26 protein-coding genes and 1 riboswitch are annotated in these 26,363 nt (G+C 63.1%); of the genes, 11 read left to right on the top strand and 15 right to left on the bottom strand.

Annotated elements, in window-relative coordinates:
* Positions 1–6: 6 nt before the first annotated feature.
* On the bottom strand, positions 7–630 hold the full coding sequence (locus tag AC0L2V_RS23320; protein ID WP_077375225.1) for a LysE family translocator: 624 nt from the start codon (positions 628–630) through the stop codon (positions 7–9).
* Between the two features lie 184 nt (positions 631–814).
* On the opposite strand from AC0L2V_RS23320, the gene AC0L2V_RS23325 reads away from it, so the two are divergent.
* The 5 genes from AC0L2V_RS23325 to AC0L2V_RS23345 all read left to right on the top strand — a co-directional run bounded on the left by AC0L2V_RS23325 (position 815) and on the right by AC0L2V_RS23345 (position 5,040).
* Positions 815–1,582 (top strand): L,D-transpeptidase, encoded by a 768-nt coding sequence (locus AC0L2V_RS23325; RefSeq protein WP_473521334.1) that lies wholly within the window; start codon positions 815–817, stop codon positions 1,580–1,582.
* A 119-nt stretch (positions 1,583–1,701) separates the two neighbouring features.
* Complete coding sequence (locus AC0L2V_RS23330; protein WP_473521335.1) at positions 1,702–2,868, top strand: diphosphate--fructose-6-phosphate 1-phosphotransferase; 1,167 nt, start codon at positions 1,702–1,704, stop codon at positions 2,866–2,868.
* Positions 2,869–2,881: 13 nt separating this feature from the next.
* Positions 2,882–3,601 (top strand): MBL fold metallo-hydrolase, encoded by a 720-nt coding sequence (locus tag AC0L2V_RS23335; protein WP_473521336.1) that lies wholly within the window; start codon positions 2,882–2,884, stop codon positions 3,599–3,601.
* A gap of 84 nt (positions 3,602–3,685) precedes the next feature.
* The gene (locus AC0L2V_RS23340) at positions 3,686–4,297 is read left to right on the top strand and encodes a molybdopterin-dependent oxidoreductase (protein ID WP_473507835.1); all 612 of its coding nucleotides are present in this window, start codon (positions 3,686–3,688) and stop codon (positions 4,295–4,297) included.
* Entirely contained in the window at positions 4,294–5,040 is a 747-nt protein-coding gene (locus AC0L2V_RS23345; protein ID WP_473507834.1) for an FAD-binding oxidoreductase, read from the top strand. The genes AC0L2V_RS23340 and AC0L2V_RS23345 overlap by 4 nt, the downstream gene beginning before the upstream one ends.
* Positions 5,041–5,153: 113 nt before the next feature.
* Here AC0L2V_RS23345 and AC0L2V_RS23350 read toward each other — a convergent pair whose 3' ends face one another.
* Complete coding sequence (locus tag AC0L2V_RS23350) at positions 5,154–6,269, bottom strand: FAD-binding oxidoreductase (RefSeq protein WP_473508066.1); 1,116 nt, start codon at positions 6,267–6,269, stop codon at positions 5,154–5,156.
* Positions 6,270–6,292: 23 nt separating this feature from the next.
* Complete coding sequence (locus AC0L2V_RS23355; protein WP_473507833.1) at positions 6,293–7,540, bottom strand: aromatic ring-hydroxylating oxygenase subunit alpha; 1,248 nt, start codon at positions 7,538–7,540, stop codon at positions 6,293–6,295.
* Positions 7,541–7,653: 113 nt separating this feature from the next.
* Positions 7,654–7,856: riboswitch (cobalamin riboswitch) on the bottom strand.
* A gap of 508 nt (positions 7,857–8,364) precedes the next feature.
* On the opposite strand from AC0L2V_RS23355, the gene AC0L2V_RS23360 reads away from it, so the two are divergent.
* From AC0L2V_RS23360 to AC0L2V_RS23370, 3 genes are all read left to right on the top strand, one after another.
* A complete protein-coding gene (locus tag AC0L2V_RS23360; RefSeq protein ID WP_473507832.1) occupies positions 8,365–8,571 on the top strand; it encodes a DUF680 domain-containing protein in 207 nt (68 codons plus the stop codon).
* A gap of 67 nt (positions 8,572–8,638) precedes the next feature.
* Positions 8,639–8,863, top strand: a complete 225-nt coding sequence (locus AC0L2V_RS23365) for a DUF680 domain-containing protein (RefSeq protein ID WP_473507831.1) — start codon at positions 8,639–8,641, stop codon at positions 8,861–8,863.
* Positions 8,864–8,937: 74 nt separating this feature from the next.
* Entirely contained in the window at positions 8,938–9,174 is a 237-nt protein-coding gene (locus AC0L2V_RS23370; RefSeq protein WP_023796852.1) for a DUF680 domain-containing protein, read from the top strand.
* A gap of 190 nt (positions 9,175–9,364) precedes the next feature.
* Here AC0L2V_RS23370 and AC0L2V_RS23375 read toward each other — a convergent pair whose 3' ends face one another.
* From AC0L2V_RS23375 to AC0L2V_RS23395, 5 genes are all read right to left on the bottom strand, one after another.
* Positions 9,365–10,477: an ABC transporter ATP-binding protein gene (locus AC0L2V_RS23375; RefSeq protein WP_023796851.1), complete on the bottom strand. Its 1,113-nt coding sequence runs from the start codon at positions 10,475–10,477 to the stop codon at positions 9,365–9,367.
* A 25-nt stretch (positions 10,478–10,502) separates the two neighbouring features.
* Positions 10,503–12,167 (bottom strand): beta-galactosidase BglA, encoded by a 1,665-nt coding sequence (gene bglA, locus AC0L2V_RS23380; RefSeq protein ID WP_473521337.1) that lies wholly within the window; start codon positions 12,165–12,167, stop codon positions 10,503–10,505.
* A gap of 4 nt (positions 12,168–12,171) precedes the next feature.
* Positions 12,172–13,326 carry a carbohydrate ABC transporter permease gene (locus tag AC0L2V_RS23385; protein WP_473521338.1) on the bottom strand — a complete coding sequence of 385 codons (1,155 nt, stop codon included), beginning with the start codon at positions 13,324–13,326 and terminating at the stop codon, positions 12,172–12,174.
* 1 nt (position 13,327) lies between these two features.
* Positions 13,328–14,341, bottom strand: coding sequence for a carbohydrate ABC transporter permease (locus tag AC0L2V_RS23390; RefSeq protein ID WP_023796848.1), 1,014 nt, complete (start codon positions 14,339–14,341; stop codon positions 13,328–13,330).
* A gap of 230 nt (positions 14,342–14,571) precedes the next feature.
* Positions 14,572–15,927 (bottom strand): ABC transporter substrate-binding protein, encoded by a 1,356-nt coding sequence (locus AC0L2V_RS23395; RefSeq protein ID WP_091592647.1) that lies wholly within the window; start codon positions 15,925–15,927, stop codon positions 14,572–14,574.
* A gap of 361 nt (positions 15,928–16,288) precedes the next feature.
* Here AC0L2V_RS23395 and AC0L2V_RS23400 point away from each other — a divergent pair, with 361 nt between their 5' ends.
* From AC0L2V_RS23400 to AC0L2V_RS23410, 3 genes are all read left to right on the top strand, one after another.
* Positions 16,289–17,311 carry a substrate-binding domain-containing protein gene (locus AC0L2V_RS23400; protein WP_473507828.1) on the top strand — a complete coding sequence of 341 codons (1,023 nt, stop codon included), beginning with the start codon at positions 16,289–16,291 and terminating at the stop codon, positions 17,309–17,311.
* Between the two features lie 351 nt (positions 17,312–17,662).
* The gene (locus AC0L2V_RS23405) at positions 17,663–18,085 is read left to right on the top strand and encodes a GFA family protein (RefSeq protein ID WP_031254029.1); all 423 of its coding nucleotides are present in this window, start codon (positions 17,663–17,665) and stop codon (positions 18,083–18,085) included.
* Positions 18,086–18,234: 149 nt separating this feature from the next.
* Positions 18,235–18,861, top strand: coding sequence for an imm11 family protein (locus AC0L2V_RS23410; RefSeq protein ID WP_473521339.1), 627 nt, complete (start codon positions 18,235–18,237; stop codon positions 18,859–18,861).
* A gap of 161 nt (positions 18,862–19,022) precedes the next feature.
* On the opposite strand, the gene AC0L2V_RS23415 is transcribed toward AC0L2V_RS23410, so the two are convergent.
* The 7 genes from AC0L2V_RS23415 to AC0L2V_RS23445 all read right to left on the bottom strand — a co-directional run bounded on the left by AC0L2V_RS23415 (position 19,023) and on the right by AC0L2V_RS23445 (position 26,350).
* A complete protein-coding gene (locus tag AC0L2V_RS23415; protein WP_473507826.1) occupies positions 19,023–20,510 on the bottom strand; it encodes a S8 family serine peptidase in 1,488 nt (495 codons plus the stop codon).
* On the bottom strand, positions 20,500–21,165 hold the full coding sequence (locus AC0L2V_RS23420; RefSeq protein WP_023796841.1) for a hypothetical protein: 666 nt from the start codon (positions 21,163–21,165) through the stop codon (positions 20,500–20,502). The genes AC0L2V_RS23415 and AC0L2V_RS23420 overlap by 11 nt, the downstream gene beginning before the upstream one ends.
* Positions 21,162–21,728: a sigma-70 family RNA polymerase sigma factor gene (locus AC0L2V_RS23425; protein ID WP_473507825.1), complete on the bottom strand. Its 567-nt coding sequence runs from the start codon at positions 21,726–21,728 to the stop codon at positions 21,162–21,164. Before AC0L2V_RS23425 ends, AC0L2V_RS23420 begins: the two co-directional genes overlap by 4 nt.
* A 326-nt stretch (positions 21,729–22,054) precedes the next feature.
* Entirely contained in the window at positions 22,055–22,894 is an 840-nt protein-coding gene (locus AC0L2V_RS23430; RefSeq protein ID WP_473507824.1) for an alkaline phosphatase family protein, read from the bottom strand.
* An 8-nt stretch (positions 22,895–22,902) separates the two neighbouring features.
* Positions 22,903–24,555 carry an ABC transporter ATP-binding protein gene (locus AC0L2V_RS23435; RefSeq protein WP_473507823.1) on the bottom strand — a complete coding sequence of 551 codons (1,653 nt, stop codon included), beginning with the start codon at positions 24,553–24,555 and terminating at the stop codon, positions 22,903–22,905.
* Positions 24,555–25,379: an ABC transporter permease gene (locus AC0L2V_RS23440; protein WP_128244537.1), complete on the bottom strand. Its 825-nt coding sequence runs from the start codon at positions 25,377–25,379 to the stop codon at positions 24,555–24,557. Before AC0L2V_RS23440 ends, AC0L2V_RS23435 begins: the two co-directional genes overlap by 1 nt.
* Before the next feature lie 11 nt (positions 25,380–25,390).
* The gene (locus tag AC0L2V_RS23445) at positions 25,391–26,350 is read right to left on the bottom strand and encodes an ABC transporter permease (protein WP_023796836.1); all 960 of its coding nucleotides are present in this window, start codon (positions 26,348–26,350) and stop codon (positions 25,391–25,393) included.
* Positions 26,351–26,363: the final 13 nt, after the last annotated feature.

Raw genomic sequence — 26,363 nt, forward strand, 5'->3', positions numbered from 1 at the left:
ATGTCCTCAATTGCCCGAGCGCATCGCCACTGTGGCGATGCCGGCGCCGACCAGCAGCGTGCCGCCAGTGCGGTTGAAGATGCGGATCGCCTTCGGGTTGCGAACGACGTTGCGTGCCCTTGCGGCGATCAGCGCGTAACCGAAGGCATTGGCGAAGGCGAGCGCCAGGAAAGTCGTCTCGAAGATCAGCATCTGCGTCCAGAAATCGGCATGCCGGTCGAGGAACTGCGGCAGGAAGGCGACGAAGAAGGTGATGCTTTTCGGATTGAGCGCGGTGACCAGCCAGGCATGCGCCATCATCTTGGCCGAGGACACCGCGTCCAGGCGCGGCTCGGCCTTGAGCGTGCCGCCGGCGCGAAACAGCTTTATGCCGAGATAGATCAGATAGCCGGCGCCGACCACCTTCAGCACCGTGAACACGGTGGCCGACGCCGCCAGCAGCGCGCCGATGCCAAGCATCGACAGCGTCATCGCGGTAAAATCGCCAAACGCCACGCCGACCGCCATCGGCAGCGCGGTGCGCCAGCCCTGGCCGAGCGCATAGGATACGACCAGAAGGATGGTCGGGCCGGGAATGACAAGAAGGATCGTCGAGGCGGCGGCAAAGGCGGCCCAGTTTTCGAAGGACATGTTCGTCTCCTTGAGCTCCAAGAAGAGGATAAATCCTTGGGCTCACAAAGATGTAAAGGGGCAAAAATCGAAAATGCCCCTAACATCAGGCGACGGTTCTTCACGCTTTTTCAACCATGATTGGTGAAAATGCACTCTATCCGGCCGGACCGTGTTTCCCGCCGACAGCGTAGGGTTTGGGTAGATGCGTGAGTTGCCGCAAGGTCTGACGCCGCCGCACGATGGCGACGAAATCGAAATTTCCGAAATCCAGCTTTCCCGCCGCGCAGTGTTGTCCGGCGCCGGTGCGCTGGCGCTGCTCGGCGTCGCCGGCTGCAGCCAGACGCTCGACCTGTCGGCGCTGCAACTCGACGGCGTCACCACCGGCGCGATCACCCCTGTCCGCCCGAGCATCAGCGTCGACAAGAACATCACCAGCCCTGGTGTGATGTATGCCTCCGTCACCGACGGCGGCTTCACGCTGCCGGAAGTACCCTACCTCAAGGTCAAGCCGGAGTTCCGCCGCCAGATCGTCGTCGACCCGACTGGCGAGCAGCCCGGCACCATCGTCGTCCATTCGCAGGAGCGGCTGCTCTACCTGGTGCAGCCCGGCGGTGACGCTATCCGTTACGGCGTCGGCATCGGCAAGGATGGCTTCCGCTGGTCCGGCCGCGCCAACATCCAGTACGGCAAGGAATGGCCGACCTGGAGGCCGCCGGCCGAGATGATCGCCCGCAAGCCGGAACTGGTGAAATGGCAGGCCGGGCAGCCCGGCGGCCTCGACAACCCGCTCGGCGCGCGTGCGCTGTACATCTACCAGAACGGCCAGGACACCGGCTACCGCATCCACGGTTCGCCCGAATGGTGGAGCATCGGCCAAGCGATGTCGTCGGGCTGCGTTCGCCTGATCAACCAGGACATCATCGACCTCTACAGCCGCGTCTCCAGGAAGAACCCGGTCGTCGTCGTCTGACCCTCCCGGTCATCGTCTGAACTCGAGGCGGCTGACGCGGCCGCTCGACTCTCCCGTTGCGCGATCTCGCAAGACAGGCGAATGTGCCCTGCAAAGTCACTGCTCGGGAGACGTGAAGCATGTCCGGAACTTTTGTCATCGCGCAAGGCGGCGGCCCGACCGCCGTCATCAACCAGACGGTGGTGGGCGCCACACTCGAGATCCGCAGGCGGCATCCCGGCGCCAAGGTCCTGGGCTCCATCCATGGCGTGCGCGGCATCCGCGACGGCAACTATGTCGATCTTTCGGCTATCCCTGAGGACCGGTTGCGGCTGATTGCGGCGACGCCGAGCGCCGCGCTTGGCTCGACGCGCGACAAGCCTGACGAGGCCTATTGCGAGATCATCCTCAACGGCCTGAAGAAGGCTGGCGCCGATGCCTTCATCTATATCGGCGGCAACGACACGTCCGGCACGCAGCAGATCCTGACCGACGCCGCCGGCGGCAAGATGGCTTTCGTCCATGCGCCGAAAACCATCGACAACGATCTCGAGGAGAACGACCACACGCCCGGCTTCATTTCGGCAGCCGAGTTCGTCGCCGGCGCCTTTCTCTCGGTCGACCTCGATTTCCGTGCTCTGCCCGGCATCTATGTCGGCATCGTCATGGGGCGGCATGCCGGTTTCCTCACCGCCGCCGCCGCCGCATGGCAGCTTGATCCCGACAGCGGCCCGCATCTCGTCTATGTGCCGGAGCGTCCGTTCTCGGCTGCGGCCTTCATCGACGATGTTCGCGCCACGCTTGATCGCCACAAGCGCTGCATCGTCGCAGTCTCCGAAGGCGTCAGCACCGCCGACGGCAAGGCGCTGGTCGAAAGTCTTGTCCCGCCGGACAAACTGGAGCGCGATGCGCATGGCAACGTCAAGCTGTCGGGCAGCGACCTGCCGGCCGCCCTCGAGCGCGCGCTGGCCGAAGGATTGCCGGGCAAGCGGGCCCGCGTCGATGCGCTCGGCTACATGCCGCGCGGCTATGTCGGCGCCATCAACGCCGTCGATGCGCAGGAAGCCTTCGATGCCGGCGTCTTTGCGGTCGCTGTCGCCGAACAGGGCGGCGGCTCGGTGGCACTGCAATATGACGGCGAGAAAACCGTGCTGAACAAGGTGCCGCTGAAAAACGTCGCCGGCAAGACCCGTCACATGCCCGACGATTTCATGCTGCCTGAGGTCAATCAGCTCTCCGATGCAGGAATGGCCTATCTGAAGCGACTGGTTCCCGAAAAATACAAGGTTGGAGAACCGTTCGTCTGATGCCGGCCCTCTGATGGATGATTGGTTCAGCAAGACGAAGGTCGACGCCGTTACAACCATGCTGACCGAGCCGTTCGTGCATGATTTCGTGCGCGCCAACATCTGGCATCTGCGCGGCCGCGACGTCGACCTGCTTGTCGACACCGGCATGGGGATTTGCCCGCTGGCGCCGGAGATCGACACGCCTGATGGCAAGCCGCTGCTCGTCGTCGCCACCCATATCCACCTCGACCATGTCGGCTCGCTGCACGAATTCCCGCTGCGAGCCGGGCCGAGGATGAGTGCTGCGCAATTCGACAGCATGGATGACGCCGTCACCTACGCCCACATGTTTCATCATCTCGACGGCGCCGTCTCGAAGCTGCCGGCACCGGCCTGGAGAGCGGCCGAATACAGAATCCAGCCGGCGCCGCTGACGCGGACGCTTGACGAGGGCGATCTGGTCGACCTTGGCGACCGGCAATTCCGGGTGCTGCATCTGCCCGGCCATTCGCCGGATTCGATCGCGCTGTTCGATGAGGCCGACGGCCTGTTCTTCGCCGGCGACGCCATCTACGACGCCTTGCTGATCGACGACCTGCCGGATTCCGACCGATCAGCCTATCGCCGAACCATGCAGCGGCTGCTCGATCTGCCTGTCAGCATCGGCCATGGCGGCCATGGACCAAGCTTCGACGCCAAACGGATGCGCGAGATCGCCACCGGTTATCTCAGGCGAACAGACGGCGCATAAGCCAAGAATCTGGTTGCCCGCCAGAGTATCTTTGACAACATTGGTGAAGGCCGACAGGCGGCCTGATGCAAACGGATTGTCTCGATGGTCACCCGCGGCTTCTCTTCAGGACGAAAGCCCCCGACGGATGCGGATGCGCGTATCCCGCCGGGGCAGTATCTCGAGCAAGGGTTTCCGGTGCTGTCGGCCGGGCCGACGCCGCCTGTGCGCACCGAGGACTGGTCGTTCACGCTCAAGCACGGACCGCGGCCGATCAAGACGTGGAACTGGACAGAGTTCAACGCGCTGCCTTTGACCAAGATGACGCGCGACATCCATTGTGTCACCGCGTGGACCAAGTTCGACACGGCGTGGCAGGGTGTGATGGTCGACGATATTCTGGCGGATGCCGGCATCGAGCCACCGACCGCCTTCACGCTGGCGCTGTCCTTCGACGGCTATACAACCAACGTGCCGACGCAGGATCTCACTGCCGGCAAGGCAATGGTGGCGCTGCTTTACGAAGGCAAGCCGATCACGCCGGACCATGGCGGCCCGGCGCGGCTGCTGGTTCCGCATCTCTATTTCTGGAAGTCGGCCAAATGGCTGAACGGCCTGCAGTTCACCGAGCGCGACGAGCCCGGCTTCTGGGAGCTGCGCGGCTATCACATCTATGGCGACCCGTGGCGCGAGCAGCGCTATACGGGCGATCCATGAGCGACGCGCCGGCGGCGCAGTCGCCCTGGCAGACGGTGACCATCGCCCGCATCGAAAAGCGCACGCCGCGCGTCACCAGCTTTTTCCTCCAGCCGTCGCGGCCCTTCGCCTATCGTGCCGGGCAGCATGTCGATGTCAGGCTGACGGCGCCGGACGGCTATCAGGCGCGCCGCTCCTACTCAATCGCCTCGGCGCCGGAAGCCGGCGAGACGATCGAACTGGCGATCGAAAGGCTCGATGATGGCGAGGTCTCACCCTTCTTCCACGATATCGCGGCGGTCGGCGACGAGGTCGAGTTGCGCGGCCCGCTCGGCGGCCACTTCGTCTGGTCCGACAGCGACGGCGGCCCGCTTCTGCTGGTCGGCGGCGGGTCCGGCGTGGTACCGCTGATGGCGATGATCCGCCATCGCGGCGCGCGCAGATCGGCGGTGCCCGTGGCATTGGTATTTTCCGCACGGGTCTGGGACGAGGTGATCTTTCGCGACGAGCTGATCGACGTCCACGATCGCCGGGACGGCTTCGATCTGGTGTTGGCGCTGACCCGCGAGGCCGCCCCGCGCCCGTCAGACTATTCGCGGCGGGTCGATGCCGCGATGATGGAGCAATCGATGCTGCGGCTGCCCGCGCCGCCAAGGTTCGCCTTTGTCTGCGGCTCGAATGCGTTCGTGTCGGCCGCCGCCCAGGCGCTGATCGATGCCGGCGTTCCGGCAAGCCTCATCCGCACCGAGCGCTACGGGGTTTAATGCATGTCACGCAAAAGTGTGCAGCGGTTTTGCGATGACGACATGCATAAAAACAATAACTTAAAGCGCGTCGCATGAATCCATTCAGCCGCGACGCGCTTTAAGCTCCCCGGTCAGGCGTCGATCTCGAGCGCCGTCAGCGGCTTCGAACAGCAGGCAAGGATGAAGCCGTCGTCGATCTCGTGATCGAGGATGCCGCCATTGTGGCTCATCTCGACTGTGCCCGAGACCTTTTTCACCTTGCAGGTTCCGCACAGGCCGAACTCGCAGGCTGCGGGAATTCGTACGCCCGAAGCGCGCGCCGTCTGCAGCACGGTCTGGCCGGCAACGCATTCGGCATCGATATCCGAAAGCGAAAAGCGGATCGGTGTTGCGGCCTCGGCAGGTACCTCGACCCCACTCTCTGCCGGTCCACCTTCCGCCGGCGAACCGAACGGGGCCGGTATTTCCTCCACCGCCGGGGCCGCAAAGCTCTCCTGATGGTAGTTGGCCATGTCGAAGCCGGCCGCCTCCAGCATCTGCCGCACGGCGCGCATGAACGGGTCGGGGCCGCAGCAGAAAATTTCGCGCTCGCGAAAATCGGGGGCCAGCAGCGGCAGCCGTATCGCGTCGATCCGGCCCATATGGCCGAACCAGCCCTCACGGCTGGACCGCTCCTCGATCATGAAGCCGAGCGTCAGGCCCGGCATGCGGCTGCCGAGCAGCTCGAGCTCCTTGCGGAAGATGATCTCCTCGGGCTTTCGCGCGCAGTTGACGAAGCCGACATCTGTCCATGGCGCGCAGTCGTTCAGCCAGCGCAGCATCGACATCATCGGCGTCACGCCTGAGCCGGCCGAAATGAACAGATACTTGGCCGCTGGATGGCTGTGCAGCGAAAAGTCGCCCGCCGGCCCATAGGCCTTCACGTGAACGCCGGGCTTCAGATTGTCGAACATCCAGCGGGTGCCGAGGCTGCCGGCCTGCGCTTTCACCGTCACCGCGATCGAGAACGGCCTCGACGGCGAGGACGACAGCGTATAGGTCCGCATCATCGGGCCCTCGGTGGTCGGCAGTTCCAGCGTCACGAACTGCCCCGGTCTGTAGCGGAACCAGGTCTGGTTGTCAGAGCGGAAGGTGAAGGTCTTCACGTCAGGCGCCTCGTCGCTGACGCCGATGACTTCCAGCACCTGGAGCCGGTCGTTCCAGGGCGCCATCTCGTCGAGATGGCGGTAGAGGCCAAGGTCCGTCATCGCATTCATCCCCTTGACCTCGTTCAGGCGACGCTGCGCAGCGCCGGCCGCCCGGCCTCGGCAAGGCGCGGCCCGATGAAGGAGGCGTACCATTCGACGAACTGGATGACGCCGCCCTCATGCAGTTCCGAATAGGGGCCGGGCTCATAGGCCGGCGACAGGATGCCGAAGGCGTTTTCCTCGACAATGCGACGGTCCTGGTCGTTGGTCTCGGTCCAGACATGGGTGAGTTCGGCGAGGTCGTAATCGACGCCTTCGACCGCGTCCTTGTGGACAAGCCATTTGGTGGTGACGGCCGTTTCCGTGGCACTGATCGGCAGCACGCGGAAGGTGACGGCATGATCGCCGAGGATATGGTTCCAACTCGTCGGATAGTGATAGAGCAGCAGCGAGCCGATACGGTCGGTCGAAACGCTGTCGGAAAGGTTCTTCTTCACCGCGCGTCTTCCCGTCATCGTGTAGCTGACGGCGTCGTGCAGCAGCGGCGCGCGGGTGGCGCGATACTGCCCGGCCGGATCGATGCGGAACTTGCTCGGCAAGCCCGCCGCCTCGCATTTCGCCCAGTGCGCGAGCATCTCTGGATCGCTGTCGGCGCCCTGCACGCCGGTCACGGTCGGCGCTTCCGGGAATGTCTTGCAGAGTTCCGGATGGTTGCCGGCGCAATGGTAGCACTCGCGGTTGTTCTCCCAGACGAGCTTCCAGTTGCCCTTCTCGACGATGGTCGATTCGAAGGCGATTTTTGCCTCGCGCAGCCGGTGCGGCAGGAGGTAAGGCTCGATCATGGCGCGCATCGGCGCGAAATCGGCCGGCTCGTTGGCCAGGCAGATAAAGATGTAGCCGCCAACGCTTTCGCAAGCCACCGGCTTCAGGCTGAACTGGCTCTTGTCGAAGCCGTCTGCCATCTGGCGAGCAAACAACAGCCGGCCGTCCAGCTCGTAGGTCCACTGGTGATAGGGGCAGACCAGCTTCGCCGCAGTGCCCTTGTCGGCATTGCAGACACGGCTGCCGCGATGCCGGCAGGAATTGTGGAAGGCATTGATCTTGCCTTGCTGGTCGCGGACCAGCACGACCGGATAGTCGCCGATCTGGGCGGTGATATAGCTGCCAGCTTTCGGCAACTCGCAATCGTGGCCGATGAACAGCCAGTCGCGATACCAGATCAGCTCCATGTCGAGCTTGAAGAAATCTGGATCGGTGTAGAAGGGCTGCTCGAGCGAATAGCCTTGCCTGCGGCCGTGCAAGAGCCTCAGCATGTCGTTGCGCGCGTCCATGTCCTGTCCTCGTGTAAGGACTGAACTGGTGGTGATGGAGGGAGGACCGTTTGCACGCCGGCGACAGGGCCGGACGTGCATCATCCACCTCTTGACCGCCCACCGCGATCAGTCGAGTCTGAAAATCTCGGGCTGGTTTCCGGGCTCTGGAGTGTCCTTGCGGACTCGTCGCGACACCTTCCCAGGCTTGTGGCCCAGTGGTCTCCCGTTGCGACTTGAACTCCACCACCGTTGCGGGGGCAGCGCCGGGTTCTGACTGGCTTCCCAATTCTCCGCTTCGTCGTCACCAAGCGGCACCTGAGATGGCGTGATCTAATCATGCCGGCCGGCTGACTGCCGGCATGAAAGCGACATCGTATCCATGCGGCGCGACACCGCCGGCGAAACCTGCAGGTTTATATCTGCAGGGCTGAAGCCCCACTTTGTCGGCGGCCACTGTCGGCTGCCGTGACATAGAATCCGACCCGCGGCGGAGATCAGGAAGGTTAACAGTTTACAAAAGTGACTATTAGCCGCTTCTAAAATCGAACCGAACGGTTCGTTTCTGTTGACAATGCGTGCAACACGCTGTGAACGCAAATTCGCCAATCCGTCAAATCATGAATTGCTAATTTTGAATAAGATATTGAAAACAAACCATAAAAACCATAGTGCTAGATGCCTCTGGTACAATTTCAAGGTGTAGATTCTTGGTCCACACGGAACAACTTCGTGATTGGAATCCGCCGAATGGCCTTCCCACATCGGGGCTGTCCGAACGACGCGCGCATCCTCCCAAGACACGCCGCTAGACGGACTGAAGACCAAGATACTGGAGTACTAAAATGAAAAAGATCGCTCTTGCTGCCGTCGCCGCTCTGGCCATCACCGGCAGCGCCTTTGCCGGCAGCGACCATTATGGGTCCAACGCCGCCAACCAGCCGGCCGTCGCGGTCGACAGCTCGTATACGGCCTCTGTCCAGACGCCGGCTCACGCTGAAAAGCAGGCCGTTGGCCAGGGCGCCGACCGCAACCTTTTCGGCAACAATTAACAGCTGGTCCCAAACAGCAAAGTGGCGGTCCGCCGCTCGGGATCTGAGGAACTCAGGAGTATTTGAAATGAAGAAGCTCATTCTTGCCACCGCCGCCATTATGGCCATCTCCGGCAGTGCTTTTGCCGGCAGCGACAACTTTGGATCGAACGGCGCCAACCAGCCGGCCGCTGCGGTCGACAGCAACTCGTACACGGCTTCGATTCGGAATTCGGCGTCGGCGCAGAATCCGGTTCCGGCTGACGAGAAACCCGTCAACGGCAGCGACCGTAAGCTGTTCGGCAACAACTAACAGTTCGTTCCAACAGCGGCGGCGGCATTTGCCCGCCGGGCTGGCGGAACCAAGAAAATCCAGGAGTTTTGAAAATGAAGAAGATCGTTCTTACCGCCGCCGCGCTTTTGATTGCTGCGGGCGGCGCTTTTGCCGGTAGCGACAACTTTGGCAGAACCGACATCAACAAGCAGGCGACCATCAACGTCGACAACACGCAGACTTCTTCGGTACGCAATACCGGTTCGCCGGTCTACAAGCTGCTCAACTCGTCGGGCGACGTACAGAAGTCCGCCCCGCAGGGCAGCGACCGGAACCTGTTCGGCCGCTAGCGCATCGGCCCGAAAATCGGTTCCGATTTTCGGAAAGCACGATGCGCAGGGTTAAAGTGTCGGAGCGTACCTTTGTGCGTCCACTTGGACGCACGTCGCTCTAACAGCGACCGGAACGGACAAGAGTGGCGGCTTTGCCCGCCGCTCTCGTTTTTGGGTCACCAAACATCCATCAGTTCGGCTGCTGCTCTCAGGCTGCCTTTGCTTCCGCTTTGTGGAGCGTGAATGAATGTCCGTCGGCATCGAAAATATGCAGGTCGCCGGCATCGGCATTCAAGCGCAGCGCAGCGCCGCGCTTGACCCCGACATTGCCTGGCAGCTTGGTGACCAGCGGCAGGTCGGCGCGGCCGATGTCGACATAGACGAGTTGGACCTCGCCGAGTTGCTCGACATAATCCACCGTTCCCTCGAAAAGATAATCCGCACCGGTGGCGATCGTCAGATCTTCCGGCCGCACGCCGAAGCTCACCGAAGCGCCCTTCACCGACGCCGGCGTGGCGATCGGCACCGTCGCCTTGCGCCCGCCGACATGACTGACGATGGTCGGGTCGCCTGATTTGTCGATCGTCGCCGGCAGGATGTTCATGGCCGGCGAGCCGATGAACTGGGCGACGAACAGATTGCCGGGTCTCTTGTAGAGCTCCATCGGCGTGCCGACCTGCTCGATATGGCCCTCCTTGAGCACCACGATGCGGTCGGCCAGCGTCATCGCCTCGACCTGGTCGTGGGTGACGTAGATCATCGTTGTAGCAGGCATCGATTCCTTGAGCTTGGCGATCTCGATGCGGGTGGCGACGCGCAGCGCCGCGTCGAGGTTCGACAGCGGCTCGTCGAACAGGAAGACCTTGGGGTTGCGCACGATGGCGCGGCCGATGGCGACGCGCTGGCGCTGGCCGCCCGACATCGCCTTGGGCAGGCGGTCGAGATATTTGGTCAGCTGCAGGATTTCCGCCGCCTGGCGCACCCGCTTGTCGATCTCGGCCTTGCTCTCCTTGCCGATCTTCATCGAGAACGCCATGTTGTCGTAGACAGTCATGTGCGGATAGAGCGCATAGGACTGGAACACCATGGCGATGCCGCGCTTCGACGGCGGCACGTCGTTCACCACCTCGCCGTCGATCTTGAGCTCGCCGGAGGTGATTTCCTCAAGCCCGGCGATCGACCGCAGCAAGGTCGACTTGCCACAGCCCGAAGGGCCGACGAAGACGATGAACTCGCCCGACTTTATGTCGAGGTCGATGCCATGGAGAATGTTGAGATTGCCGTATGATTTCTTCACTTGCCTTAGCGTGACATCGGCCATGGGTTCCCTCCAGTGAATTGCAAATTCAGTCGACACGCCCGAACCAGGCGCCGTAGCCGTCGAGGCGGATAAAGCCGGCGTCAGTCTGTCCCGAAAACCCGTGCCCCGGCAAGGGCTGCAGCGAGCGTCCGCCGAGATTGACTTCGGCCGGTCGGCTGCCGAGATTGAAGGCGCAGACGATCTGCTCATTGCCCTCGCGGCGCGTGAAGGCGACCGTATTGCCCTGGCTTTCGATGAACTCGATCTCGCCCTTGGCCAGCGCCGGATACAGGCGGCGGAAAGCGAGAAAGCGCCGGTAGTGTTCGAGCAGCGAGTTGTCGTCGCCCTGCTGCACATCGACCGCCTGCGAAAGGTGCTTGGCAGGCACGGGCAGCCAGGGCTTTGCCGTGGAGAAGCCGCCATTGCCGTCGGCGCCATTCCAGACCATCGGCGTGCGGCAGCCGTCGCGGCCCTTGAATTCCGGCCAGAACCGGATGCCGTAGGGGTCCTGCAGATCCTCGAATTGCAATTCCGCTTCGCCAAGACCGAGTTCCTCGCCCTGGTAGATGCAGACCGAGCCGCGCAGCGACATCAGCAGCGCCGAGATCACCTTGAGATAAGCGGTCTGGTCGGCCTCGCCGGCCGCCCAGCGCGAGGCAGTGCGCATCACGTCGTGGTTGGAGAAGGCCCAACACGACCAGCCGTCGCTGGCGACCTCGCCAAAGGCTTCCAGCACCGAACGCACTTTTGCCGCGCTGATCTTTTCGGGCGCCAGGAAGTCGAATGAATAGCACATGTGCACGCGCTTGCTGCCGGCGGTATAGGCCGCCACCACCTCCAGTCCGCGCTGCGAATCGCCGACTTCGCCAACCGCCGCCGTCGCCGGATATTCGTCGAGCAGGGCGCGGAAGCGTTCGAGGAAGCCAAGGTTTTCGGGGCGGCTCTTGTCGTAGAGATGGTCCTGGTAGTTGTAGGGGTTGACGGAAGGAGCGGTCTGGTCGTTGCGCTGTTCGGGCGGCAGCGGCGGATTGTCCTCGAGGCCCTGGCTGTGGAAGTAGAAATTGATGGTGTCGAGGCGGAAACCGTCGACGCCGCGCTCCAGCCAGAAGCGGGTGACATCGAGCAGCGCGTCCTGGACTGCGCGGCTGTGGAAGTTGAGATCGGGCTGCTCGGCCAGGAAATTATGCAGGTAATATTGCTGGCGGCTGGTGTCCCACTGCCAGGCCGAACCGCCGAAGATCGACAGCCAGTTGTTGGGTGGCGTGCCGTCGGGCCTGGCGTCGGCCCAGACATACCAGTCGGCCTTCGGGTTGGTGCGGCTCGAGCGGCTTTCCTTGAACCATGGATGGATGTCGGCGGTATGCGACAGCACCTCGTCGATCATCACCTTGAGCCCGAGCCTGTGCGCCTCGGCGGTCAGGGCGTCGAAATCGGCCAACGTGCCGAACATCGGATCGACGTCGCAATAGTCGGACACGTCGTAGCCGAAATCCTTCATCGGCGACTTGAAGAACGGCGAGATCCAGATGGCATCGACGCCGAGCGCCGCGATATAGGGCAGCCTGCCGATGATGCCCCTGAGGTCGCCGATGCCGTCGCCGTTCGAGTCCTGAAAACTGCGCGGATAGATCTGGTAGATCACCGCACCTCGCCACCAGTCGCGGTCGACGGCGAGGTCGGGGCTCAACGTCGCTTTCACAGCGGATTGCATGATCTCAACCTCCCTTCACCGAGCCGGCGAGCAGCCCGCGGACGAAATAGCGCTGCAGCGAGAAGAACACGATCAGCGGCACGACAATGGTGATGAAGGCCGATGTCGTCAGGATCTCCCAGTCGCCGCCGCGCGAGCCAAGCAGCGCGTTGAGCTTGGCGGTCAGCACGATCTGGTCGCCCTCGGTGCCGAGGAAAACCATCGCGACCAGCAGATCGTTCCACACCCACAGGAACTGAAAGATGGCGAAGGAGGCCAGCACCGGGAACGACAGCGGCAGCACGATCTTGACGAAGATCTCGAAATCGCTGGCGCCGTCGATGCGCGCCGATTCCATGATTTCGCGCGGCAGGCCGGCAATGTAGCTTCTCAAGAGATAGATGGCGAAGGGCAGGCCGAAGCCGGTATGCGCCAGCCAGATGCCGAGATAGGTTTTCGACGGCACGCCGAAGAAGCTGCCGACGCCGTTGTAAAGTTTCAGCAGCGGGATCAGCGACATCTGCAGCGGCACGACCAGGAGCCCGATGATCACCGCGATGAGCAACGCCCGGCCGGGAAAGCGCATCCAGGCCAGCGCATAGGCCGCGAACGCCGCGATCAGGATCGGGATGACCGTCGCCGGAATGGTGACGGTCAGCGAATTCATGAAGGAGCGGCCGATGCCCTCCGAAAACAGCACCGTATTGTAATTGTCGGTGGTGAATTTCGGTGGCGCCGACGAGGCGTAGTAGACGCGCTGGCCACGCTCGCCCTCGAACGGCTTGGTCGAGGTCATGACGAAACTGCCGTCGGGGTTGAGCTGCAAGGTCTCGCCGTCGCCGAGATCGGCTGTCGTGCCGGCGGGATATTGCGTCGGCGCCGACGACTTGACGCCAAAGGCGCTGATGTCGCGGGCCGGATCATAGCCGAAGATGTTGCCCTCGAGGACGAACTTGCCGTCCTTCTCGACTTGCGCCGAGGCGGGTGGCAGCCGCCCCGCTTCCGTCTGCGTGGAACTGGCGAACGAGTTCCACCAGCCCGAGGCGATGATCTGGTCCTTGTCGCGCAGCGACGAGACAAGAATGCCGAGCGTCGGGATCGTCCAGATCGCGACGAAGAGGAAGACCGCGATATGGACGCCGAAACGGCTGGCAAAGGGCTTTCCGGTCGAGACGGCCATCTCAATGTCCTCCCGTCTCTTTGTTGGCCTGGCGGATGTTCCAGATCATGATCGGAATGACCGCGATCATGATGATGATGGCGATGGTGGCGCCACGGCCGAAATCGCCGCCGCCGCGGAACATCCAGTCGAACATCAGATTGGCCAGCACCTGGCTGTTCCATTGGCCGTTGGTCATCGTCAGCACGATGTCGAAAACCTTCAGCACCAGGATGGTGATGGTGGTCCAGACGACGGCGATCGTTCCCCAGATCTGCGGCACCATGATCTTCCAGAAGATCTGGAACGGATTGGCGCCGTCGATGACGGCCGCCTCCAGCGTCTCCTCGGGAATGCCCCGCAAGGCAGAGGACAGGATGACCATGGCAAAGCCGGTCTGGATCCAGATCAGGATGATCATCAGGAAGAAATTGTTCCAGAACGGCAGCGATATCCAGACCTGCGGCTGGCCGCCGAAATATTGGATGATGGCGTTGAGCAGGCCGATCTGCGTCTGGCCAGCACCACGATACTCGTAGATGAACTTCCAGATGACGCTGGCGCCGACGAACGAGATGGCCAGCGGCAGGAAGATGAGGCTCTTGGCGATGGTGCCCCACCAGATCTTGTCGGTGAGGACGGCGATGATCAGCCCGAGGAAGGTGCAGGCGGCAGGCACGACCGCCAGCCAGATGATGTTGTTGAGGATGGAGGTGCGGAATTCGCGGTCGCCGAACGCCCATTCATAATTGGCGAAGCCGACGAAATTGGCGCCACCGCGATCGAGGAACGACAGCCTCAGCGTCTCCACGACCGGGTAGATCAGGTAGATGGTGAGGATGATCATGGCCGGGCCGACGAACAGCCACGGCCGGATCATCCCCTGCCGGCGCAGATTGTCGATGGCCGCCGCACCTGCAACGCCGCGTGACGGGAAGATGATGTCCACCAGTTTGTTGGCGCCCCAGAAATAGGCGACGCAGCCGCCGACGCCGACGACGATGACGAATATGGCCGAGAAAATCTGAGCCGCCACGGGTCCCTCCCTCTGCGCATGATCCGCCAGTCGGGAATGACTTTGGCGATGCGATCACAGGCCGATTCAGTTATTTGGAACGCGACCGGATGCAAGGCAGGGTTTTGCACTTGCTGGTCGCGCGTCATGCCGGAATGTGCTCATAAAAATTGCTGCTGTGCGGGCCGCCGTTCGGAACCGGGCCATCGAGGCCCGGATCCATGCAGGATCGGACGTCCAGCCGGGACCGCCTACTTGATCGCGTCCCAGCTCTTCTGGATATCGGTGGCGACATCCTGGGCGGACTTGCCGCCGACGAGATCGATCATGCCGGTCCAGAAGGCGCCGGCGCCGATCTTGCCCGGCATCAGGTCGGACCCGTCGAAGCGGAAGGTCGAGGCTTCGGCGAGGATTTCGCCCTGCTTCTTCAGCGCGTCGCTGGCATAGGCGTCCTTGTTGACCGACTTGAACGGCGTCACAAAGCCGCCCTGGGCCATCCAGATCTCATGGGCGAGCGGCATCTTCAGGAATTCGATGAACGCGCGGGCACTCTTGCTATCCTTGGTGATCATGGCCAGCGTGCCGGCGCCGAGCACCGGGGTACCGAGGTCGGGCTTGGCAGCGTAAGCTGGAAAGTAGAAGAAGTCGGCGTCCTGGCCGATCTCGGTGCCTTCCGGGAAGAAGGTCGGGATGAACGACGCCTGGTGGTGCAGATAGCATTTCGGCGGCACCGAGAACAGGCCTTTCGGGCTATCGCGAAAATCGGTCGCCGCCACCGCCTTGGCGCCGCCGTCGACCATCTTGTCGTCGGTCGCGATCTTGCCGAAAATGTCGATGGCGTTGACCACCGCGGGGTCGTTGAACGGAATCTCGTTCTTCACCCACTTGTCGTAGGTCTCGGGCGTCTGGGTGCGCAGCATGATGTCCTCGACCCAGTCGGTCGCCGGCCAGCCGGTGGCGCCGCCAGAACCGAGCCCGATGCACCATGGCGTGCCGCCGTCGGCGATGATCTGCTTTTCGAGCTCGGCGAGCTCTTCCTGCGTCTTCGGCACCTCGTAGTCGGCTTCCTCGAAATTGTCCGGCGAGTACCAGACCAGCGATTTCACGTCGGCTTTGTAGGGAAAGGCGAAAAAGCCCGGCTTGCCATCTTTGTCCTTGAAGGTGCCGAGATCGACCCATGACTGGCCGGCGCCGTAATTGTCCTTGATCCAGTTGGCGGTGTCGTCGCCGAGCGGCGTCAGCAGGCCCTTGGACGCCAGGTCCTGGATCAGGCCCGGCTGGGGCAGCACGGCGATGTTGGGCGGGCTGCCGGCCTGCGTGTCGATGACGATCTGCTGTTCGTAATTTTCCGACGAGGAGTATTTGACCTCGGCGCCGGTGGCTTCCGAGAAATAGTCGAGAACGGTGCGGATGAGGCCCTCGTCCTCGCCGCGCCATGGCCCGAAGATCGACAGCGTCTCGCCCTTGAGGTCGACTTTCTTGAGCTCTTCGTAATTCGCCCAGTTGAAGCGGGGGTCTTCGCCCGGCTTGAACTTCAGTTCGGCTTGCGCCGGTGCGCCCAGGGCGAGCGCGACAAAGGCGGCGCTCAGCAGAAGCATTTTCCTCATTGGTATTCCCTCCCAGTGGTGACAGACACCGGACGGAACCTCCATTCCGTCCGCCGACGCAGCAGGACTGTGACTCACTCGGAAGGGAACCGCAACCTTTCGAAGAGTCTTCCAAAGCGCTTTGGTCTTTGCAATCACGCCACTGAATTAATCAGAAGTCAAGAGGTTGGTAAACTAATCGATTTAATTTCACGGCCGCAAGAGCAAACAAAGTGCGTTGCAGCACCATTTTGGGCGCTGCAACAGCAAATTTTGCTTCAAACCGGTTAGAAAGGGTGCTTATGATCTTCGCATCGGAAGCGCTTGCCGCCGTGGCGCGAGCGACCCATAGTTAAAGCGCTTTGAGGTTTGGAGGCCTCCGGTGAACCTCAAACAGCTTTCCCACATGCTGGCGCTTTCGCAGACCACGGTAAGCCGCGCGCTGAACGGCTACCCGGAAGTCAACGAGGAAACGCGCCGGCGGGTGATCGACGCCGCCAAGCGCCACGGCTATCGCCCCAACCCGAGCGCGCGTCGGCTGGCTACCGGCAAGACCGGGATGATCGGTTATGTCTTGCCGACCGGGGCGGCCGTCGACATCGACCCGCATTTCGTCGAATTCCTCTCCGGTCTCGGCGACTACGCCCGTTCGCACGAACTCGACCTGGTGCTGTCCCCCGCCGATGCCGACGATCAGGAGACGACCTATCGGCGCATCGTCGCCAACCGGCAGGTCGACGCCGTCTACATCTCCTCGCCGAGGCCGGCCGACCGGCGGGTGGCGCTGGTCAGCACGCTCGGCATCCCCTTTATCGTCCATGGCCGCAGTGAAGGGCTCGATTTCGATTACCCTTTCACCGACATCGACAATGAGGGCGCCTTCCACGAGGCGGCACGGTTGCTCGTCCAGCTCGGTCACCGGCGGCTGGCGCTGATCAACGGCGACGGCCGCGAGACCTTCGCCATTCACCGCGAGCGTGGTGCGCGCCGAGCGCTGGCGGCAAGCGGTCTGGCGCTTGGCGAAGGCGATGTCTGTTCCCTCGCCATGACCGAGGAGAACGGCTACCGCGCCGCCAGACGGTTGCTCGAGCGCAGCGATGCGCCGACCGCGATCGCCTGCTCCAGCCTGATCATGGCGCTCGGCGTCGTGCGCGCGGTGCGCGATCTCGGCCTGACCATTCCGGGCGACCTGTCGCTGATCGCCCACGACGACGTCTTCCCCTGGCTGAAGCCGGAGAATTTTTCGGTGCCGTTGTCGACGACGCGTTCGTCGATCCGCCTGGCCGGCGCTCGTATCGCCGAGCGGCTGGCGGCGCGGATTTCCGGATCGGAGGAGGGCGCCCGCGGCGAAGTCTGGCCGGTCGACCTGGTCATCAGGGGATCGGTCGCCGGCGCACCTGGCTAAGGATCACTCGATCGACTGAGTTCGACCCTTTGGGACCTGCGCGGTCTTGCGGGAGTATGACAAGGTCGCTCGCGAATGCGCGCGACGGCGTCGATCTTCCCGCTATCTGCCTCGCCTGGTCGAACTGGAACTGATCGACCGCGATCGCCGTGTAGTCGAGAGACGCATCAGAAAGGCCCGGGAAATGCGCTGCGGTTGACAGCTTCCGTGAGCCGCATCATTGTTGGCGTTGCGCATCCCGATCCTCGATAGGGTCACGTCCTACGCGTTGCCTGTCTGCAACAGCGGTTCGAACTGCGCCTCACCCCTACACCGCAAAGTTGTTTCACCGAGAAAGACGGAGGATTCTTCGTGGCCGATGCCCAATGCGTATGCGGCGCACTCAGACTTATGATGCGAGAGCCAACAAAATTGGTTGCCGCGTGTCATTGTTTAGCTTGCCAACGGCGAACCGGTACATCATTCAGCGTCAACGCGTTCTATGCGACTGATACCGTCGCGATTTCGGGAGCTGCAAGGGAGTTCATTCGCGTTGCCGATAGCGGCCGCAATGTACGCATGTATTTTTGCCCGACCTGTGGTTCGACAGTCTATTGGAAGCCTGATGCTCTGCCTACGATGATCGGCGTAGCCGTTGGCGCATTGGCCGATCCAAACTTCCCGGCCCCAACCGTGTCGATCTTCGAGCGATATCAACATCATTGGGTAACTCTTGCGGAAGAGGTCGAGCGCTTCCAGGCAAGTCTGATACAAGAGTACTCGCCTGATATCTGACGCCCGCGGCGAAGCCTGGCCGGTCGATCTGGTGGTCAGGGGATCGGTCGCCGGCGCACCGGCCTAGTGGTCAAACTCAATCACTCTGAGCGACCGAGTTCGACCCGGTTGCGGACCTTCCGACGATTACCAGCAGTTGCTAACCTTGCTTGCCAGCAATTACTAACTATTCCGAAATCGCCGGCGCCGACCAGGGCGCGGACTTCGGACGTCGCGGCGATCCAGTCGATGGCGATCGCCGGAAGGTGTTCCCGGCCGGGTTAGAATTCCATCCGGTCACGAATTCGGCGAGGCTGGAAGATGAAACGTGGGTGGACAAATCGGCCACCTACCAGGGCGTCCCGATCGATCCCACCCACCTGCCCACGAAGATAAAGGTGGGAGGGGGGAAGATCATGCCGGCGGACTTGATGATGCACAACTCCTTCTTCGTCAGTGGCAAATTCCGTGAGGTGGTCGAGAAACTGGAGCCCGTCCTGCATCAATTCGTTCCAGTCGAGCTGCTGTGGAAGGACGGCAGCCATGCCGCCCCCTATTTCTGGTTTTACCCATGCAACCGCATCGACGGCATGGATAGAGAGCAACCGACGCATGAGTTCCGCGAAAAGTCGGGACTCTGGATGAACAGACCCGGTGGTTCCTATGTCGTCAATCTGCAGCGGGTCGGCGGGCGCAACGTCTGGATCGACCCGCGCATGAGCGGGTTTGATCTTCCTTTCGTGTCAGAAACCTTCAAGCTGGCAATGTCAGAGGCCGGTGTCAGAGGCATCGGCTAACACGCGATGGAGACGACATAGCGCAAGGCCGCACTCCACCCATCTCGGTCATTTGCGGCAACCGGCTGATTGAGTTTTGACCCCAATATCTGTTGCCGAAAATCATGCAGCGGCTTCCGGAGAACGGCATACACAAAAGCAGAAGCGTTTAAGCTTTGGACCTATTCTTTCGCCGCCTCGGCCGCCTCTGCGGCCTCGATATCCAGCAGACCATAGCCGAAATCATTGTCTCGTCCCTTGGGGCCGAGATCCCTTGCCGTGGCGGCCAGCGCTTTCTCGACCCAGTCGGCGGAACGGTCGGGTGCGGTATGCAGCAGATTGGCGATCGCGCCGGTGACGATCGCTGCGGCAAACGAGGTGCCGGTGACGACATCCGAACCGGCACCGCTCGGCGCCACCATCTCGACGCCGGGAGCGGAGAGGAAGACGTAGGCGCCGCGATTGGCCTGCTGCATCAGCCCGTCCTTGGCATCGGTGGCGGTCACCGCGATGACGCCGTCGAAGGCGGCCGGATAGCCGTAGGGCGCCTTCGGTCCGTTGTTGCCGGCGGCGGCGACCAGCACGATGCCCAAGGCGCGAGCATTGCGGCAGGCGACGCCGAGCAGGTCGTTCTTCGGGCCGACGAAGCTCATATTGATGATGCGGACGTCCTGCTCCGCCGCCCAGTCGAGCGCCGCAAGGATGACGTCCATCGTCGATTTGCCGCCCTCGAAGGCGCGGGCGTGGTAGATCCTGGCGCCCGGCGCCATGCCTTTGAGCGCGCCGACGCCGGCGATCAGGCCGTCGATCGAGGTGCCGTGATCGCGCGCCTCGATCGGCACGTCGGGCATGGCGTCGAACTGATCGGCGATGACGCCGCTTAGAGCCGGGTTGGTGTCGTCGATGGCGGTGTCGACGACGGCAATCCGCACGTTCTCGCCGCTCGCCCCTTTCGCATCGAGCGCAATGCGCTCGAAGGCATAGTTGACGATGGTGGCTGCCTGCTGCAGCGAGTAGATATGGTTGGGCTCGCGCCGCAAAGTACGGCCGTCGGCGGCAAGCTGCGCCAGCACGACGCCGAGCGGGCGGCCATCGGGAATGCCGAAGCGCACCAGCGTGGAGCCGAGCAACTGAGACTGGCGCTGCGAGCGCACCTCGAGGCGAAAGGAGGCGGCGATCTGCTGGACGGCATCGCCCTCCACCGTCACCAGCACCTCGTCCGGCACGAAATCACCGACGACGGCGCGCGGCGGCTCGGCCGCGACGAGATCGCTGGGCGAAACGATCGGGCCGCCCGCCGCAGCGGCTTGTATCGCTGTCGCACCGGCAGGCGGGACCGGCGGCGGCAACGCACCGCTGGCCGGATCGCGGCGCGGATCGGGCGTCGGCAGCGGCGCTTGGCCGCCGCCGATCGGATTGGGGAACAGGTCGACGATCAGCGCGGGAAGAAGCACCGCATTTGTCGCGGCAGGACCTGCGCCGGGCCTTTCGCCGCTGCCATCCTTTGTGTCGCGCTTGATGCAGTCGGCCGCCGTCGCCCCTCGGTTGAGGCAGTCGATTTCAGTCTGCGTAAGGTTCGGATCATTGGTCTGCGCCAAGGCCGGCACAGCGCCGATTATCATCGCCGCCACGAGCAGCGCCGCAAATCGGATGACCGCCCTAGCCGCCATCGACCGGTTTCCTTCCCTCGACCACAGCCTCCGCGAAAGGCTGGGCGGCAATCAGGCCGAGCACTTTTTCATAGTCGGCTGCGGTCGCGGCCGGGATGCCAAGACGGAAGACACCTTCGGCGGTTGGGCCGGCGGCAATCTTCAGCTGGTGCTCGCCAAGAAAAGCGACAATGTCGGCCATCTTCGCATCCGGCTTGAACGTGACCAGCGCGAACGGCATTTTCGCAAGATCGCCTTGCTGGCCGGCAATTTCGAAATCGCTGTCGATGCCGCCAGGCTGCTCAAACGACTGCACCACAACAAGCGCCAGCAGAGCCGCGGCCGCAGCCCAGGCGACGCCGGCGGGAACTGCCGTGAAGCGGCCCCACGCTTGCGCCAGCCAGGACGCCGCCGGCGCGCGGGCTGGACCGGCCTCGGCGTCGAGCGCCCGGGCGAAGCGGCTGAGCGCATCGGCCGGCGGACGGATCGCTTCATTGGATGCAGCGGTGCCGGAGAATTCGGCTTCGGCCTCGCCGAGTGCGGCAAGCGCTGCCGGGTCGGTCGCCAGCCATTCCTCGACGGCTTCGAGCTCCGCACCTTCAAGCGAGCCGTTCAGATAGAACGGCAGCAGCGTTTCCATTTCATCGCGACGCGACATCTTTTCAGCGGCGCTCATGGCCACCCCCTGTCGTAACCGGCGGCCTTGAGGGCCTCGCCGAGTTTCTTGCGGGCGTAGAACATCCTGGTCTTGACGGTGGCGACCGGGATGCCGAGCACCTCGCCGATCTCGGTCACCGACTGTCCGTGGTAATAGGCAAGGTCGATCACCGTTCGGTGTTCTTCCGGCAAGGCATCGATGAAGCGCCGCAACGCGGCGCCCTTGTCTTCCTTCATGGTGACGACTTCCGGCGTATCGGCGCCGTCGGCGATCTGGGCGGCGTCATCGTCGTCGATCCAGTCTTCCTTTTTCTTGCGCAACGACGACAGCGCCTTGAAGCGGGCGATGCCGAGCAGCCATGTCGAGACTTCCGAGCGCCCCTCGAAGCCGGGCGCCTGGCGCCAGAGTTCGAGAAACACCTCGTTGGCGATATCGTCGGCCATCATTTCCGATCCCGTCTGGCGCACCACGAAACGGTAGACCCGCGCGTGGTGGCGCATGAACAGGAGCCGCACGGCGGCGCGGTCGCCCTTCGCGACCCGGCCGACAAGCGCACGATCGGTTTCCGTCGCTGCCGTCATGGCCGATCGAGCCGCCTGGCTCCTGTCTGCTCTGTCGCTGATCGGCCCAAAAAGGTTCACCGCTTTCCGCCCAGAATTCCCTGAAAGCTAGCCGAAGAGCGGCAGTGTTGCCAGAGGGAGGTTCTTCCCTTCTCCCCCTGTGGGAGAAGGTGGCCGAGCGAAGCTCGGTCGGATGAGGGGTGCTGGACGGATCGCTACACCGAAGAAATAAGCGCTTCAAATCCCTCAATATTTTCACGCCGAGTTTCTTCCAACACCCCTCATCCGTCTTGCCGCTTCGCGACAATCCACCTTCTCCCACAAGGGGGAGAAGGGAAGACGCGCGCTCAGTCGAGGAACGGCCTGGCCTTCATTGTCGCGGGCACCGGGACGCCAAGGCGCGCAAGCACCGTCGGCGCAAGCTGCAGCTGGTCTAGCAGCGTGTCGGCCTCCGGCCCGTTGCCCTGTCCGAAATAATACAGAGCAAAATCCTGCATCTCGTCGTCATGGCCGCCATGATGGCCGCGATCGGTCTGGCCGTGATCGGCGGTCACGATGACCTCGTAGCCGGCTTTCCGCCAGCGCGGCAGGAAGGCGGCGAGCATGCCGTCCATCGCATAGACGGCATGGTCCATCTCATGGCAGTCATGGCCGAAGCGGTGGCCCATCGAGTCCAGCGTGCAGGTGTGCAGGATGCCGTAGTCGATGCCGTGGCGTCTGGTCAGCATGGTCAGCGTCGCGAACAGGTCGACGTCGCTCGGCGTCATCTGGTTGCGGGCATTGTAGCCGGTCATGGTGTGGAACCGGCCATGGGTGATCGGCCCGCCCGGCTCGTCGAACTCCATGTCCTCGACCAGATCGAACGGATAGGCCCGGAAGAATTCGGACCAGTAGGAATGGGTGACCGCACCTGTCTTGCCGCCGGCCCTGCTGACCTCGGAGAAGATATCCGGCTGCTCGACGCGGAAGCGGTTCTCGTTGGTCAAGATGCCATGCACCTGCGGCGCTACGCCGGTGTGGATCGAGGCATAGCAGCAGGCAGAGGTCGACGGCAGCACGGAACGCATCTTCCAGACGCGCGCTTCGCCCGATTGCACCCAGCCTTCGAGGTTGCCCATCAGCCGGCGCCAGTTGCGGTAAGGCACGCCGTCGAGGATGATCAGCAGAAGTTTTGTCTTCAGCGCCACCGGTGTGTCTAATTGCCCGCGCTGGCCATGCGCCGTCCCTTGATCGCCTTTTCCAGCCAGCCGATCTCCATTTCGGGGACTGAGGACAAGAGAAGGTCGGTATAGGCATCGAACGGCGGCGCCAGCACCTGGCTCTTGGCGCCATAGCGCACCACCTCGCCGCGATACATCACCGCGATCGAATCGGCGATCGACTTCACCGTCGCGAGGTCGTGGGTGATGAACAAATAGGCGACGTTTTCCTCCTTCTGCAGCTCGAGCAGCAGCTTCAGGATGCCGTTGGCGACCAGCGGGTCGAGCGCCGAGGTCACCTCGTCGCAGATGATCAGCTTCGGCTTGGCGGCAAGCGAACGGGCGATGCAGACACGCTGCTTCTGGCCGCCGGAAAGCTCGGCCGGGTAGCGGTCGATGAAACCCTTGCCCATCTCGATCTTGTCGAGCAGCTCGGCGACGCGCTTGTCGCGCTCGCGGCCGCGCAAACCAAAATAGAATTCGAGCGGCCGGCCGATGATGGTGCCGACGGTCTGGCGCGGGTTCATCGCCACGTCGGCCATCTGGTAGATCATCTGCAACTGGCGCAGATCCTCCTTGGGCCGATCGGCAAGCCGGTTGGCGAGCGGCCGCCCGTCGAAGGTGACGGTGCCTTGTTCGGGCGGCAGAAGGCCGGTGATGGCGCGCGCCAGCGTCGACTTGCCCGAGCCGGACTCGCCGACCACCGCCAGCGTCTGGCCAGGATAGATGTGAACCGAGACGTTCTTCAGCACCTTGATATGGCTGCGGCCATAGGCGGCGGTGATGTTCTTGACCGACAGGAACGGCGTCGTGCCGGGCCTTTGCTCCTGGTGCTCGATCTCGTGCACTGACACCAGCGCATTGGTGTATTCCTGGCGCGGCTCCTTGATGATCTGGCGGGTGCCGCCCCATTCGACCAGCCGGCCATGGCGCAGCACCATGATCTCGTCCGAGACCTGGGCGACCACGGCAAGGTCATGAGTGATGTACAGCGCCGCGACATGCGTGTCGCGGATGGCGTCCTTGATCGCCGCCAGCACGTCGATCTGCGTCGTCACGTCGAGCGCCGTGGTCGGCTCGTCGAAGACGATCAGGTCGGGCTCGGAGCACAGCGCCATCGCAGTCATCACGCGCTGCAGCTGGCCGCCTGACACCTGGTGCGGAAACCGTTCGCCGATGCTTTCGGGGTTCGGCAGGCTGAGCTTCTTGAACAGCGCGATGGCGCGCTTTTCGGCCGCGGCCCGTGTCGCCGTGCCATGCAGCAGCGTCGCCTCGACGACCTGGTCCATCAGCCTGTGCGCCGGGTTGAAGGCGGCGGCAGCCGATTGCGCGACATAGCAGACCTCGCGGCCGCGCAGCTTGCGAAAGCCCTCCTTGCCGCCTTTGAGGATGTCGCGGCCATTGAGGATGACTTCGCCGCCGGTGATCCGCACGCCGCCGCGGCCATAGCCCATCGACGCCAGGCCGATGGTCGACTTGCCGGCGCCGGACTCGCCGATCAGGCCGAGCACCTTGCCCTTCTCGAGCGTCAGCGAGACGTCGTGGACCAGCACGATGTTCTTCGGTGCCTCGCCCGGCGGGAACACGGTGGCCTCGATGCGCAGATTGCGGACATCGAGCAGCACGGACTTTGCTCGCTGGTCAGCCATTACCCGCGTCCTCCCTTCAGGCTCGTCGTGCGGTTGAGCACCCAGTCGGCGACAAGGTTGACGGAAATCGCCAGCATGGCGATCGCCGCCGCAGGGATGAGCGCCGCCGCGATGCCAAAGACGATGCCGTCCTTGTTTTCCTTGACCATGCCGCCCCAGTCGGCGCTAGGCGGCTGCACGCCGAGGCCGAGGAAGGACAGCGTCGACAGGAACAGCACGGCATAGATGAAGCGCAGGCCGAGTTCCGAAACCAGCGGCGACAACGCATTGGGCAGGATCTCGCGGAAGATGATCCACACGCTGCCTTCGCCGCGCAGCTTGGCCGCCTCGACGAAATCCATGACGTTGATGTCGACGGCGACCGCCCGCGACAGGCGGTAGACGCGGGTCGAGTCGAGGATGCCCATGACAAGGATCAGCGTCACCAGATTGGTTGGCAGCACGGAGAGCACGACGAGGCCCATGATCAGCGTCGGGATAGACATCAGGAGATCGACAAGGCGCGACATAAGCGTGTCGAACCAGCCGCCGAAAACCGCCGCCGAGAAGCCAAGGATGGCGCCGAGCGAGAAGGACAGCGCGGTGGCCAGCACCGCGATGAACAGCGTGACGCGGGCGCCGTAGATCATGCGCGAAAGAAGGTCGCGGCCGAGATTGTCGGTGCCCAGCAAATGTGTCGCCGACATCGGTGCCCAGACGTCGCCGACGATCTCGCCATTGCCGTAAGGCGCGATCCAGGGCGCGAAGATCGCCGCCAGCACGAACAATGCCGTCAGCACCAGGCCGATCAGCGCAGGGATGGGGATGCGTTTTATGTCGAGCACAGCGCCGCCCCTCACTTCGGATGTCTGAGACGCGGATTGGCGACGATCGCCGCTATGTCCGCAATGATGTTCAGGCTGATATAAACCGCGGCGAAGATCAGGCCGACCGCCTGCACCACCGGTACGTCACGCTTGGTGACGTGGTCGACGAGATACTGCCCCATGCCCGGATAGACGAAGATCACTTCGACAACGACGACGCCGACGATCAGGTAGGCGAGGTTGAGCATGACGACGTTGATGATCGGCGCAATCGCATTGGGGAAGGCATGCCTGCGAATGACGGCGAATGCCGAAAGCCCCTTGAGCTCCGCCGTCTCGACATAAGCCGATTGCATGACATTGAGGATCGCGGCGCGCGTCATGCGCATCATGTGGGCGAGCACCACCAGCGTCAGTGCCGCCGCCGGCAGCATGATCGCCTGCATGCGCTCGCCGAACGGCATCCCGTCATAGACCGTCGAGATGCCGGGGAAGATCTGGTATTTCACGGCAAAGAAATAGACGAGCACATAGCCGATGAAGAATTCGGGAAACGAGGTCGAGGCAAGCGCCAGTCCGGAGATCAGCTTGTCGACCCAGCCATTGCGGTAACGCACCGCAATCAGGCCGAGGATGATCGCCAGCGGCACGGCAACGACCGCCGCCCAGAAGGCGAGGAACAGCGTGTTCCACAACCGCCCCTTGATCGACGTCGCAATATCCTGGCCGCTGGACATGGCGGTGCCGAGATCACCGGTCACGACGCCGCCGAGCCAGCGGAAATAGCGGATAAAGGCCGGATCGTTGAGGCCGAGCTGCTCGCGCAGATTGGCAAGCGACTCCGGTGTCGCCGACTGTCCGAGGATGGCTTGCGCGACGTCGCCGGGCAGGATCTGGGTGCCGGCGAAGATCAGGACCGATACGGCCAAGAGCAGGAGGATGCCCAGCGCAATGCGCTGGGCCACCAGTTTCACGATGGGTGAGGACATATCCGCAAGGCCG

Source organism: Mesorhizobium sp. WSM4814 (assembly GCF_055811595.1).